This window comes from Providencia sp. wls1922, assembly GCF_009706505.1.
In the GTDB taxonomy this organism is placed as follows: domain Bacteria; phylum Pseudomonadota; class Gammaproteobacteria; order Enterobacterales; family Enterobacteriaceae; genus Providencia; species Providencia lanzhouensis.
Window position 1 is genome coordinate 1 of sequence record NZ_WLUG01000102.1, and the last position, 12754, is coordinate 12754.

Here is a 12754-nt window from a genome sequence, read left to right on the forward strand (position 1 = left end):
AAATCATAAGTCTTAAAATCCTCTCTACTTCAGATCAAAAAAGTCTAAGCCATTTTAGCTATTAAGTTGTAATAAAAAGTCTGAATATCATTAAGTTACTAGTTTGCTAGACTTTTAATATTCCCAATACACCAACCATCGCTTGAAATTATTTCAACTTGCTTTGAAACGCTCGACAAGTAGAGTCACATTAGTTAGATTGTTTAGCATTCTAGAAGTCTAAACGCACAAAGTATATTTAAGGGGATGAACCATGCCAATTCGCCTGCCTGATGAGCTACCAGCAGTTAATTTCTTGCGTGAAGAAAATGTTTTTGTCATGACCACGACAAGAGCCAGCCTTCAGGAGATCCGTCCCTTGAAAGTACTGATACTGAACCTAATGCCGAAAAAAATTGAAACTGAAAACCAATTTTTACGGTTACTATCAAACACGCCATTGCAAGTCGATATCCAGCTTCTACGCATTGATCAGCGAGAATCTAAGAATACGCCAACTGAACACTTGAACAATTTTTACTGTGATTTTGAAGATATTAAACACCAAAATTTTGATGGATTAATTGTAACAGGTGCTCCGCTCGGCTTAGTTGAATTTGCTGACGTGTGTTATTGGGAACAAATAGAGCGGGTCATTGCATGGGCAAAAGAGCATGTGACTTCAACATTATTTGTTTGCTGGGCGGTTCAAGCTGCACTTAACGTATTGTATGATTTACCTAAATTAACCCGCAAAGAGAAACTCTCTGGCGTATATTCACACGAAACATTAGAGCCTTATGCGTTATTAACTCGCGGATTTGATGCTTCTTTTTATGCGCCGCATTCCCGTTATGCCGATTTCCCTGAAGACTATATTCGTCAGAACACAGACCTTGATATTTTAGCCAGCTCACCGGAAGCGGGAGCGTACTTATTTGCATCAAAAGATAAGCGTTTGGCCTTTGTCACGGGGCATCCTGAGTATGATGCGGAAACATTATCTCAAGAATATTGGCGTGATGTGGATGCCGGGATCACACCTGAATTACCGTGTAATTATTTCAAAAATGATGATCCGAATAATTCGCCGGAAGTTCGTTGGCGTAGTCATGGTCACTTGTTATTCTCCAATTGGCTGAATTATTATGTGTATCAGATCACACCATTCGATCTTACTCATATGGAACCAACATTAGATTAAAAAAACTCACTTAATGCCAGATAGCTGGTCATATCTCAGAATATAAGGCTGAGTAATCAAAATTATTTAGCCTTTAAATCAAAATTCCTCCCATTTTTTAGATGAATAAAAAATCAATTTTTGTCTGCTTACTCATTTTCTTTGTTCAAAAGAAAATTTCGACTTATACATAACTTCATGATTTAACTTATATTTAACATTTTATTTTTAGAGATAGAAATTAAGAGCAAAATAATAAATTCATCTAATTACTTTATAATCAATATGATATGTTGATTATAAATTAAAATGGAAACCGTTTTTGATTTATTTGTTTTTTAAGTTTACTCTTAATTCATAGCCAGCCATGAATGAGGAAAAAACAATGGATCAGCAGTTATCTATTTCAGATTTAACCTTCAAGAAAGCATTTTCTCAGCAAGCAAAACAAATATTAAGTGCTGATTTTATTGTCTTTCTTTCTTATCTTGTCGAAGGTTTCTTGCCAAGAAGAGAGCAGCTACTCAAAGACAGAGTTCATCGTCAAAAAGAGATTGATGCAGGTGATTTACCTGATTTCATTATGGAATCTAATTCCATTAAAAATTCGGACTGGAAAATTCAAAATATTCCTGATGATTTACAAGATCGTCGCATAGAAATTACTGGGCCAGTTGATCGGAAAATGGTGATCAATGCATTGAATGCTAACGTAAAAGTATTTATGGCTGACTTTGAAGACTCTCTATCGCCATCATGGGAAAGATTGATCGACGGGCAAATTAACCTACGAGATGCGATCACTGGCGAAATCTCCTATACCAATGAAAATGGCAAAGTTTATCAGCTGAAATCTAACCCAGCCGTATTGATAGCTCGAGTGCGTGGACTGCATTTAGATGAAAAACATGTGCTTGTCGATAATCAACCGATCCCCGGTGGGCTATTTGATTTTGCTCTCTACTTTTTCAATAACTATCAGGCATTACTGGCGAAGGGTAGCGGTCCTTATTTCTATATTCCGAAACTGGAATCTTGGCAGGAGGCTCAGTGGTGGAGCGATGTATTTAGCGCTGCAGAAGATTATGTGGGCTTACCACGCGGCACTATCAAAGCCACGGTATTAATTGAAACACTCCCTGCGGTTTTCCAGATGGATGAAATTTTGTACCACATGCGTCATCACATTGTTGGGCTTAACTGTGGACGCTGGGACTACATTTTCAGCTATATCAAAACATTGAAAGAGCACGCTGACCGCGTTTTACCTGATAGGCAGTCGGTGACAATGACGCAGGAATTTCTAAGCGCCTATTCACGTTTGCTGATCAAAACCTGTCATCGTCGCGGAGCATTTGCGATGGGGGGAATGTCCGCCTTTATTCCAAGCAAAGATACGCAGGAAAATCAAGCCATTCTCGCCAAAGTTAAAGCGGACAAAGAGCTGGAGGCGCGCAATGGTCATGATGGTTCATGGATTGCACACCCAGGTTTGGCAGACACCGTCATGGCGGTTTTCAACGAAGCATTAGGTGAGCGAAAAAACCAGCTGAATATCCGACGTGAAAATGATGATGAAATTACAGCGCAGCAGCTACTAAAACCTTGTGAAGGCGAAAGAACCGAAGCGGGTATGCGTGCCAATATTCGAGTGGCGGTGCAATACATTGAAGCATGGATTTCAGGAAATGGCTGTGTGCCTATCTACGGTTTGATGGAGGATGCGGCGACGGCTGAAATTTCGCGGACATCAATTTGGCAGTGGATCCGTCATAGCAAATCACTATCGAACGGCATGAAAGTCACTAAAGAGTTATTTGAAGAGATGCTGGATGAAGAGTTGCAAGTCATCCAGAAAGAGCTTGGCGACCATCGTTTTCAAAGTGGGCGATTCAAAGAAGCTAGTGAGTTGATGCGCCGAATCACAACCCAAGATGAATTGATCGAGTTCTTAACTATACCGGGCTACCAATTGCTTGATTAGCCAACTTGAAGAATAGAGATAGCACTCAATTACCCTACAAAGACAGATAACAAGAAAGGATGTAAATCATGACAACATCGCGCTTAGAACAGATTGCTCAATTGGAAAATGAGTGGAAAAAACCACGCTGGAAAGGCATCACGCGCCCATATACGGCGGAAGAAGTGATCAAATTACGTGGCTCGGTCAACCCTGAGCATACATTAGCTCGTAAAGGTGCTGAACGCTTTTGGGCACAGCTGAATGGCGGCGCGAAGAAAGGCTATGTAAATGCATTAGGTGCATTAACTGGCGGGCAAGCATTGCAACAAGCAAAAGCGGGGATTGAAGCTGTTTATCTCTCTGGCTGGCAGGTTGCGGCAGATGCGAACTCGGCATCCAGCATGTACCCTGACCAATCACTCTATCCTGTAGACTCAGTGCCTAACGTGGTTCAGCGGATCAACAACACATTCCGTCGTGCGGATCAAATTCAGTGGGCGAATGGCATTGGTCCCGATAATAAAGAATATATTGATTTCTTTTTACCTATCGTCGCGGATGCAGAGGCTGGCTTTGGTGGGGTTCTGAATGCGTTTGAATTGATGAAGCATATGATTGAAGCGGGCGCAGCGGCGGTGCACTTTGAGGATCAATTGGCGGCAGTGAAAAAATGTGGCCATATGGGCGGGAAAGTCTTAGTTCCAACCCAAGAAGCAATTCAAAAATTAGTTGCAGCACGCTTAGCGGCGGATGTTTCAGGTGTTCCTACTATCTTGGTTGCTAGAACGGATGCGGACGCTGCTGATTTACTAACATCAGATTGTGACCCTTATGATGAGCCATTTATCACTGGTGAGCGTACGACCGAAGGCTTCTTCCGTACCACGGCAGGGATAGAGCAAGCGATTAGCCGAGGCTTAGCTTATGCCCCTTATGCTGATTTAGTTTGGTGTGAAACCTCCAAGCCAGATCTGGAAGCTGCGCGCCAATTTGCTGAGGCAATTCACGCTAAATTTCCAGGAAAATTACTGGCTTATAATTGTTCACCTTCATTTAATTGGAAGAAAAATTTGGACGACAGCACCATTGCTCGTTTCCAACAAGAGTTGTCAGATATGGGCTATCGCTTCCAGTTTATTACCTTGGCGGGGATTCACAGCATGTGGTTCAACATGTTTGACCTTGCCCACGCCTATGCGCAAGGCGAGGGAATGAAACACTATGTTGATAAAGTACAGGAATGTGAATTCGCCGCTATCAATAAAGGCTATACCTTCTCTTCTCATCAGCAAGAAGTGGGAACTGGCTATTTTGATAAGGTGACAACGGTGATTCAAGGGGGGAGCTCTTCAGTCACGGCATTAACAGGTTCGACTGAAGAAGAGCAATTCTAATCGGGGAGAAATATACGGTTCCTATTGCTCGGTGTATGTGTGTTGACATAAGTGTATCTTTTGAGTTTTCAGGCACGCAAGTGCCTGTTTTTTATTGGGAGAGTGAAGATGACCCTCGAAACTGAACAGATCATCGCTCAAACCATTTTGCAGGGCTTTGATGCGCAATATGGGCGATTTCTTGAAATCACATCGGGTGCTCAAGAACGCTTTGAACGCGGGGATTGGCATGCCGTTCAACACGCGATGAAACAAAGGATAAAGCTGTATGACCATCATGTGGGGCTTGTCGTTGCTCAGCTGCAATGTATGGGGCTAGTGCAATCGCTCAGTCCCTACAATTTGGCGAGGATCAAACAGGTCTATGCGACATTGCTACCGGATTACCCACGTTTTGAAATTGCTGAAAGTTTTTTTAATTCAGTGTATTGCCGACTGTTTCAACATCGAGAGTTAACCCAAGAAAATCTGTTTATCTTTACTTCACAACCTGCTCGGCGCTTTTGCACCTTACCGAGGCCATTAGCTCGCGAATATAAGCTTAATGGGAACATGGAAACGGTATTTAATGGGATCTTAAGCGGGTTGCCGATTCGCTTGGTGTGGCGAGATTTAGCCTTTGATATTGAATGTATTGTGGAAACACTAAGGCAGCGCTTCCCTGAGATTGTAGAGCAAAGTGCCCAATTACATGTGGCGAATGAGTTGTTTTACCGAAATAAAGCTGCATGGTTAGTTGGGAAGCTATATATCAATCATCAAGTTTACCCATTCTTATTGCCTATTCACCATAATGAAGACGGCAAAATGTATGTAGATGCGTGTTTAACTGGCTTTGATGACGCAAGTATCGTGTTTGGCTTCGCTCGTTCCTACTTTATGGTGTACGCCCCGTTTCCCGCAGGGTTAGTTTTCTGGTTACGTGAAATTTTACCCAGTAAATCAATCGCTGAATTGTATATGGCGATTGGTTGTCAAAAGCATGGTAAAACAGAATATTACCGAGAATATTTGGCGTATTTAAACTTTTCACGAGAACAATTTACCCTTGCCCCCGGTGTGAAAGGGATGGTGATGTTGGTGTTTACGGCGCCATCATTTGATCGAGTATTTAAGATTATTAAAGATAAATTTGCGCCACAAAAAGAGGTGACTAAAGCTCGAGTGCTTGAGTGTTATCAAATGGTCAAAGAGCACGACCGAGTGGGGCGCATGGCAGATACTCAAGAGTTTGAAAACTTTATTATTGAAAAGCGTTTTGTCAGTGATGAGCTAATGACCGAGTTACTGGCGGAGGCGCCGTCTCAGGTTGAAGATTTGGGGGATAAAATATTAATTCGTCATCTCTATATGGAACGTAAGATGATCCCGCTGAATATTTTCATGGATGAAGCATCGGATGAGCAGCTTTATCACGCGATAGAAGAATATGGTTGCGCCATCAAGCAGCTGGCTGCCGCCAATATTTTCCCGGGGGATATGCTATTTAAAAACTTTGGGGTAACACGCCATGGTCGGGTGGTATTTTATGATTATGATGAAATTTGCTATATGACCGAGGTGAATTTCCGCCATATCCCTGAGCCGCTCTACCCTGAACAAGAGCTCTCAGGCGAACCTTGGTACAGTGTGCGAGAGCAAGATGTTTTCCCCGAAGAGTTTGCGCAATTCTTATGCCAAGATCCGAAAGTCAGGGACTATTTGCAGATGCATCATCAAGATTTATTTAGCGCGGATTATTGGCAAAAACTGCAAAAACGCATTTTGGATGGGTATGTCGAAGATGTGTTTGCTTACTCGGAAGATCAGCGCTTTTGTCGTCGATTTTTTCGCACTATCTCTACGGTTTAGTTGATTAAAAGTGGGTCAATGACCCACTTCATGACTTAACAATTACAGAGCACCTTGCACTGCTTGTTGTGCTAATTCGGTGATTTTATCGTAGTTGCCATTTTCCAGAGCATCTTCAGGTACCAACCATGAGCCGCCAATACATAACACGCTGTCTAGCGCGAGATAATCACGGTAATTGGCGAGGGAGATCCCGCCAGTTGGGCAGAAGCGAACTTGAGAGAAAGGTCCTGCAATTGCTTTGAGCGCTTTCACGCCACCATTGGCTTCGGCTGGGAAGAATTTGAATTCTTTAAGCCCATAGTTCATGCCCGCCATTAATTCAGATACAGTGGAAATCCCAGGAATTAATGGAATACTGCCTTGATTTGCAGCCGCTAATAACTCGTCCGTTAAACCGGGACTGATAGCAAATTGCGCACCCGCTTGTGTCACTTCTGCTAGCTGTTTTGCATTGATGACAGTACCAGCGCCGACAATCGCTTCAGGGACTTCTTCAGCAATCAGTCGGATAGCTTCGATAGCGCATTCCGTTCTCAACGTGACTTCCAATATTTTGATACCGCCTTTGAGTAAGGCTTTTGCTAAAGGAACGGCTTGCTCGAGTTTTTTGATCACAATGACAGGAACAACAGGACCTTGTTTTAGAACATCTTCAGCGGTCATTTTCCAATTATTCATAATAAATCCTATTAAGCGGTATAAATTAAAAATTAATGCTGCAAGCACCTTCTTCGGCGCCAGATAAATGTTGTCTTAATGCACCAAACAGCTCTCGACCACAACCCACTCGTTCTGCACTCAGGTCAGCTTGATAAGGTTGACGAGCAGATAAAATTTGTTCGTCCACGAGAAGCTCAATCTCTCCCGTTAATGCATTAACGCGAATTAAATCACCATCTTGGACTTTTGCAAGTAAGCCGCCATTGTAAGCTTCTGGCGTGACATGAATAGCGGAAGGCACTTTACCCGATGCTCCCGACAACCGTCCGTCAGTGACTAACGCTACTTTATAGCCTTTGTCCAATAATACCCCGAGTGGTGGCATTAATTTATGTAATTCAGGCATGCCATTCGCAGATGGTCCTTGGAAACGAACCACAATGACGCAGTCTCTGTCTAATTCACCAGCTTCAAAACGTGGTGCAATATCATTTTGATTATTGAACACGATGGCTGGGGCTTCAATCACTTGGTTTTCAACGGGTACGGCTGAGGTTTTCATCACAGCGCGACCGAGATTTCCAGACAGTAGTTTAGTCCCACCATGATGGGAGAAAGGATGATCAATATCAGCAATCACTTCAAGATCATAAGAATTTTTTGCCCCTTCACGCCAAGATAATTGACCGTTGTCCAACCAAGGTTCGAGGGTATAGCGTGATAGCCCAAATCCGGCAACGGTGTGAACGTCATCATGGAGTAAACCTTTAGCAAGGAGCTGGCGGATCAACAATTGAATGCCACCGGCCGCTTGGAATTGGTTAATATCGGCTTGGCCATTTGGATAAATACGGCAAATCAGCGGAACGACAGCAGAAAGATCAGAGAAATCATCCCAATTGATAATGATGCCAGCAGCACGTGCAATCGCCACCAGATGCATGGTGAGGTTGGTGGATCCCCCTGTTGCCAGAAGCGCTACAATACCATTCACAATGACTTTTTCATCAACCAGTTTACCAATCGGTAAATAATTTCCTGATTGCTCAGTAAGACGTGTAATTTGGCGAGCTGCAGCATGAGTAAGTTCATCACGTAATGGGGAATCAGGCGGAACAAAGGAAGAGCCAGGTAAATGTAGTCCCATCACTTCCATCACCATTTGGTTAGAGTTTGCAGTGCCGTAAAATGTGCAGGTACCAATGCTGTGATAGGACGCGGCTTCAGCATCAAGTAATGCATTACGATCCACTTTTCCTTCAACATATAGCTGACGAATTCTCACTTTTTCTTTGTTGGGCAAGCCTGTGCTCATAGGACCTGCGGGGACAAAAACGGCGGGTAGATGCCCAAAAGAGAGCGCGCCCATCATCAGCCCTGGAACAATTTTGTCGCAGATCCCTAAATAGAGCGCACCATCGAACATATTGTGGGAAAGGCCGATGGCAGTGGACATCGCGATAACATCACGGCTCAGTAATGAGAGCTCCATACCATCTTGTCCTTGGGTAACGCCATCACACATGGCAGGAACACCAGCGGCTACTTGCCCAATGGCGCCATTTTCAAGTAATGCTTGTTTCAGCTGGTCAGGGTAGCGGTCATAGGGGCGATGGGCGGAAAGCATGTCGTTATAGGAGTTAATGATAGCGATATCGGAACGGGTCATGCTTTTGAGTATGCTTTTTTCTTCGCTTTGGCAGGCGGCAAAACCATGAGCCAGATTCCCACACGCTAATTCAGCGCGATGCACAGTACTGCTACGAGCCTGTTCAATTTTTTCGAGATAGGCTTTTCGAGTCTCTTTAGAACGCTCGATGATACGTTGGGTGATCTGTAAAATGTGGTCATTGACCTTCGTTGAAGGCGTGACGTCAGAAATATTTTTGCTCATGATAATGGCTCCATTATACAAACAGTATTCTTTATGTTACCGGTAACATTGTTCAATGAAAAAACAATTGTTGCAATGATAAAAATGAAGATTTCGACATATATGTGATCTGAATCAAGAGGAGGATCGGAGAGAAATTGGGAGTAATCGTGACCATTTCAGCCTAACAGAATGATAAATAATAACTATAATGAGTTAGTCGATGGCATTGAGATAAAAATCAAGTAGGGAAATATGGCTGGGTTGAAAAAACGTAATCCGCTTGGGTGGCTGTTAGGTATTTTTTGGTTGTGCTCAAGCAGCGTTCAAGCGACAGAAGTGCCTGAAGTGGTCTTAACCACTGGATCTTACGGCGTTTTAGAGAAGGTGATTTCAGCCAGCCAAGGTAGTTCTGCGGAGCAAAAAATGGCGAATGCCACTGCTATTTTGTTGGGCACCCCGTACAACAATCGCACTTTAAATATGGATGCATTCTCTGCTGAACGGTTAATCATTGATTTAAAAGCCGTTGATTGCATGACATTTATTGAGTATAGCGAAGCCTTTAAACATGCGGATGATGCTGAACAATTTGCCTCATATTTAGAAAAAGTACGCTATGTCGATGCAAAAGTCGCATTTAATCAACGTCGTCATTTCTTTTCTGATTGGGCGGAAGGGGAGCATAAAATTGTCTCTGATATAACGGCTCAATTAAGCCCCCATACGGTTTTTGTTAATAAACAACTTAATAAAAAAAGTAACGGTGACCCTATTATTGCTACGGTTAAAATAACACCAAGAGTGATTAGTTATGTCCCAACTCGATTTATTGATAGAGCACTACTGAAGCAGTTAAAAACAGGGGATTACATTGGTATTTATTCCTCAGCATCAGGATTGGATGTTACCCATGTGGGGGTTGTGATTCGAGAAGGGGAAAAGGTGCTATTTCGCCATGCTTCTTCACAACGAAAAAATTTACGGGTAATGGATGTCGAGCTATTTTCGTATCTTCAAGGAAAAAGTGGAATTATGGTATTTAGATAAAGTCGGTTTTAAAGTTAAGCTATCTAATTACCTATTTTTTAATGTTAATTACGCCCGTCTTATTTTAAATAAATTTTAATTTTTAAAATAAACTTAAATCGTAAGTACAAGTGATTTTTAGTTACTAATCATTGCCATAACCGTGTAAATTGTAAGACATTATTAAATTAGAGATGTTTTAATAATAGTTTCACATGGTTAAAACAACTACTGATATTAAAAAAATATTTTATAAAGCAATGAATTACAACCCAGAGTAGTAAAGATTAAAAATTAAAATCATAATGACACCTTAAATTCCTATCAATAATAGTTAATTCGATTGTTTTTATCTATTTTAAAAAAAATAGATTGTTTTTATAATGCCCATTAATGTTTGATTAGATTCTTTATATTGAGGTGAGCGTGTACATGTCGGAAAAACAAAATATTTATGCTTTGCTTGGCAATCATCTTCGTAAAGCTAGGGTACGTAAAGGGTTATCAGGACAGGAGTTGGCGGCTATTATTCAGCTTAGCCAGCAGCAGGTATCTCGATATGAATTGGGTGTTAACAAGCTAAGTTTAGATAAATTAATCGAGATTGCTATTTTACTTGAAATTGATATTCATGAAATTACCACTATGATTGCACGTCAGTTTGAGAAAGAGAGGATTAATTCAAGTGAGCTAGCATTAGCGAGTTTTTAATTTATTTTATCTTATCTTGAAATCTTATAGATTAATAAAACTACAATGATTAAATGATTTTAATTATTAATGCTATCTTTAACGTATTAATTAAATTTCATAAATCTGATGATTCTGCTTTTAAATGATAAAAGCAGATAACGATTAAATTCAATTAGATTATTTTTATAAAAGTATTCATATTTTGTTTTTTTGATTCATTTAATTTACGCTTTTTTTAATGTTTGTTCATATTTAAGACGATTCTTTGCGCAAAGTTCTCATGGTTTTATCGAGGTCGGTGTGCTTAAATGTGCGACAATTCAACATGGAAAAAGGGCAGTTTTAAATGGCTAGGGCAATATGGATATTTGTCATATTCCTACTTGTCGGTTGTTCAACGACACCTTCAAAAACGGGTTACTATCTCGATCAGAGTTACCCGTCACAGAATACCAGCGAGCGTATTCAATTTATTGTTCTGCATTACACTGTTTCTGATGATGCCCACTCAATTAAAATATTAACGAAAGGAAAGGTGAGTTCCCATTACCTCATTCCTAGTCAACCTGCACAAAAAAATGGTCAGCCTGTCATTTTACAACTTGTTCCTGAGCGCTTGAAAGCGTGGCATGCAGGGGATAGCCGTTGGCAATATCATCACGGGCTTAATGATAGCTCGATTGGTATTGAAATCGTTAATGAAGGTTTGGTGAGAAAAAATGGTCAAGATATCTGGCCGCCTTTTAATGACTCGCAGATAGATGCGTTGATCCCGCTATTGAAAGACATTATGCAACGTTATGACATTCCTCCAGAAAATGTCATTGGCCATAGTGATATCGCCCCGCTGCGTAAACAAGATCCGGGTCGTGCATTCCCGTGGCAATCATTAGCGCTGCATGGGATTGGCGCTTGGCCAGACCCTCAAACCGTTAATAAGTATTTAGCAGGGCGGCAGATTAATGCATCTGTCAGTGTGTTAAACCTACAAAAAGCATTGAAATTTTATGGCTATGCAGGGATCCCACTGACAGGAAAATTAGATAAAGAAACGAAACAGACGTTACGTGCATTCCAAATGCATTATCGTCCACGGGATATTGATGGGCGGGCAGATGCAGAAACGGAAGCTATCGCTTTAGCCTTGATTGAAAAATATCGCAATATGCCGAAGTTCAAACAATCTTTGAAATCGAATAAATCGGAAAGTGCGTCCAATCAACAGGGTGATTAGCCCGCCAGTAACATGATTAATTGAAGAAGTGCGGGGAGATCCCGCACTTTTGCTTGCTAGCGATTAGCGCCATATTCATGGCTGATTTCTTTAGCGGCTTTGATCATCATCGCTCCCAGCTCTGTTACCCGATCATCGGTGATCCGCGAAAGTGGTCCAGAAATTGAGATCGCGGCAAATGCCTCTTTATGCTCATCATAAATACAGGCACCAATACATCTTAACCCCAGCGCATGCTCTTCATCATCATAAGAAAATCCTTGTTTTTTAGCTTGTTGCAGATTTTCTTTCAATGCTGATGGATTAGTTAATGTATGCGGTGTATAGGCATGTAAGCCTTTTTTGCCCAGTAATGGAATTAGCTGCTCTTCAGGCAAATTGGCAATAAACGCTTTTCCTGCACCCGATGCATGTAATGGCAGCTTTCCGCCAATTGGGGCAGACATGCGCATTAACGCATTACATTGCACCTGGTCAACAATCACAGCGTCATATTCTGTGTGATCCAAAATCGCTAAATTGACGGTTTCGCCAGATTCTTCCATCAAACGGCGTAATATTGGATGGACAAGGGCTAATAAATTACGACTTTCAAGGAAGCTACTGCCGATGATAAAGGCATGAGAAGCGATGACCCACAACCCAAGATCCCCTGTCTGGCGCACAAAACCGTGCTGTTCGAGGGTCATTAATAAGCGGTGAGTCGTGGAATTAGGTAAACCAGCTTGAAGGGCTAAATCGGTGAGGGCGATCCCCCCAGTTGATTCAGAAATGTATTCCAAAAGCGTCAGTCCACGGCTTAAGGATTGAACTTGTCCGGCAGCCGTAGCGCCACTCGCAGGTCCTTTTGCCTTCTTTATTTTTTTAGTAATGGGTGTAGCCGCCATCA

The 12754-nt window shown here is 41.8% G+C and carries 10 protein-coding genes; 7 read left to right on the forward strand and 3 right to left on the reverse strand.

All coding sequences use genetic code 11. From position 1 onward, the window contains the following. The first annotated feature begins 253 nt into the window (after nt 1-253). The 4 genes from metA to aceK all read left to right on the forward strand — a co-directional run bounded on the left by metA (nt 254) and on the right by aceK (nt 6373). Nucleotides 254-1183, forward strand: a complete 930-nt coding sequence (metA, locus tag GKR71_RS14040; RefSeq protein WP_036955456.1) for a homoserine O-acetyltransferase MetA — start codon at nt 254-256, stop codon at nt 1181-1183. 364 nt (nt 1184-1547) lie between these two features. Further along, nucleotides 1548-3146 carry a malate synthase A gene (gene aceB / locus GKR71_RS14045; protein ID WP_154634456.1) on the forward strand — a complete coding sequence of 533 codons (1599 nt, stop codon included), beginning with the start codon at nt 1548-1550 and terminating at the stop codon, nt 3144-3146. Nucleotides 3147-3214: 68 nt separating this feature from the next. Next, nucleotides 3215-4522, forward strand: coding sequence for an isocitrate lyase (aceA, locus tag GKR71_RS14050; protein ID WP_036955448.1), 1308 nt, complete (start codon nt 3215-3217; stop codon nt 4520-4522). Nucleotides 4523-4630: 108 nt separating this feature from the next. Then, nucleotides 4631-6373: a bifunctional isocitrate dehydrogenase kinase/phosphatase gene (aceK, locus tag GKR71_RS14055; RefSeq protein WP_036955445.1), complete on the forward strand. Its 1743-nt coding sequence runs from the start codon at nt 4631-4633 to the stop codon at nt 6371-6373. 42 nt (nt 6374-6415) lie between these two features. Here aceK and GKR71_RS14060 read toward each other — a convergent pair whose 3' ends face one another. After that, nucleotides 6416-7054 carry a bifunctional 4-hydroxy-2-oxoglutarate aldolase/2-dehydro-3-deoxy-phosphogluconate aldolase gene (locus tag GKR71_RS14060; RefSeq protein WP_036955442.1) on the reverse strand — a complete coding sequence of 213 codons (639 nt, stop codon included), beginning with the start codon at nt 7052-7054 and terminating at the stop codon, nt 6416-6418. A 25-nt stretch (nt 7055-7079) separates the two neighbouring features. After that, entirely contained in the window at nt 7080-8930 is a 1851-nt protein-coding gene (gene edd, locus GKR71_RS14065; RefSeq protein ID WP_051422798.1) for a phosphogluconate dehydratase, read from the reverse strand. A gap of 234 nt (nt 8931-9164) precedes the next feature. Here edd and GKR71_RS14070 point away from each other — a divergent pair, with 234 nt between their 5' ends. The 3 genes from GKR71_RS14070 (at nt 9165) to GKR71_RS14080 (ending at nt 11865) form a co-directional block, all read left to right on the forward strand. Beyond that, nucleotides 9165-9959, forward strand: a complete 795-nt coding sequence (locus tag GKR71_RS14070) for an N-acetylmuramoyl-L-alanine amidase-like domain-containing protein (protein WP_154634457.1) — start codon at nt 9165-9167, stop codon at nt 9957-9959. A 411-nt stretch (nt 9960-10370) separates the two neighbouring features. Continuing rightward, nucleotides 10371-10649 (forward strand): helix-turn-helix domain-containing protein, encoded by a 279-nt coding sequence (locus tag GKR71_RS14075; RefSeq protein ID WP_036955440.1) that lies wholly within the window; start codon nt 10371-10373, stop codon nt 10647-10649. Between the two features lie 328 nt (nt 10650-10977). Then, nucleotides 10978-11865 (forward strand): N-acetylmuramoyl-L-alanine amidase, encoded by an 888-nt coding sequence (locus tag GKR71_RS14080; RefSeq protein WP_036955437.1) that lies wholly within the window; start codon nt 10978-10980, stop codon nt 11863-11865. Between the two features lie 56 nt (nt 11866-11921). On the opposite strand, the gene iclR is transcribed toward GKR71_RS14080, so the two are convergent. Continuing rightward, nucleotides 11922-12752, reverse strand: coding sequence for a glyoxylate bypass operon transcriptional repressor IclR (gene iclR, locus GKR71_RS14085; RefSeq protein ID WP_154634458.1), 831 nt, complete (start codon nt 12750-12752; stop codon nt 11922-11924). Between the last annotated feature and the right edge of the window lie 2 nt (nt 12753-12754).

Bases quoted from the DNA above. Each gene is read 5' to 3' on its own strand.
- metA (WP_036955456.1), top strand. From the start codon at position 254: ATGCCAATTCGCCTGCCTGATGAGCTACCAGCAGTTAATTTCTTGCGT.
- aceB (WP_154634456.1), top strand. From the start codon at position 1,548: ATGGATCAGCAGTTATCTATTTCAGATTTAACCTTCAAGAAAGCATTT.
- aceA (WP_036955448.1), top strand. From the start codon at position 3,215: ATGACAACATCGCGCTTAGAACAGATTGCTCAATTGGAAAATGAGTGG.
- aceK (WP_036955445.1), top strand. From the start codon at position 4,631: ATGACCCTCGAAACTGAACAGATCATCGCTCAAACCATTTTGCAGGGC.
- GKR71_RS14060 (WP_036955442.1), bottom strand. From the start codon at position 7,054: ATGAATAATTGGAAAATGACCGCTGAAGATGTTCTAAAACAAGGTCCT.
- edd (WP_051422798.1), bottom strand. From the start codon at position 8,930: ATGAGCAAAAATATTTCTGACGTCACGCCTTCAACGAAGGTCAATGAC.
- GKR71_RS14070 (WP_154634457.1), top strand. From the start codon at position 9,165: ATGGCTGGGTTGAAAAAACGTAATCCGCTTGGGTGGCTGTTAGGTATT.
- GKR71_RS14075 (WP_036955440.1), top strand. From the start codon at position 10,371: ATGTCGGAAAAACAAAATATTTATGCTTTGCTTGGCAATCATCTTCGT.
- GKR71_RS14080 (WP_036955437.1), top strand. From the start codon at position 10,978: ATGGCTAGGGCAATATGGATATTTGTCATATTCCTACTTGTCGGTTGT.
- iclR (WP_154634458.1), bottom strand. From the start codon at position 12,752: ATGGCGGCTACACCCATTACTAAAAAAATAAAGAAGGCAAAAGGACCT.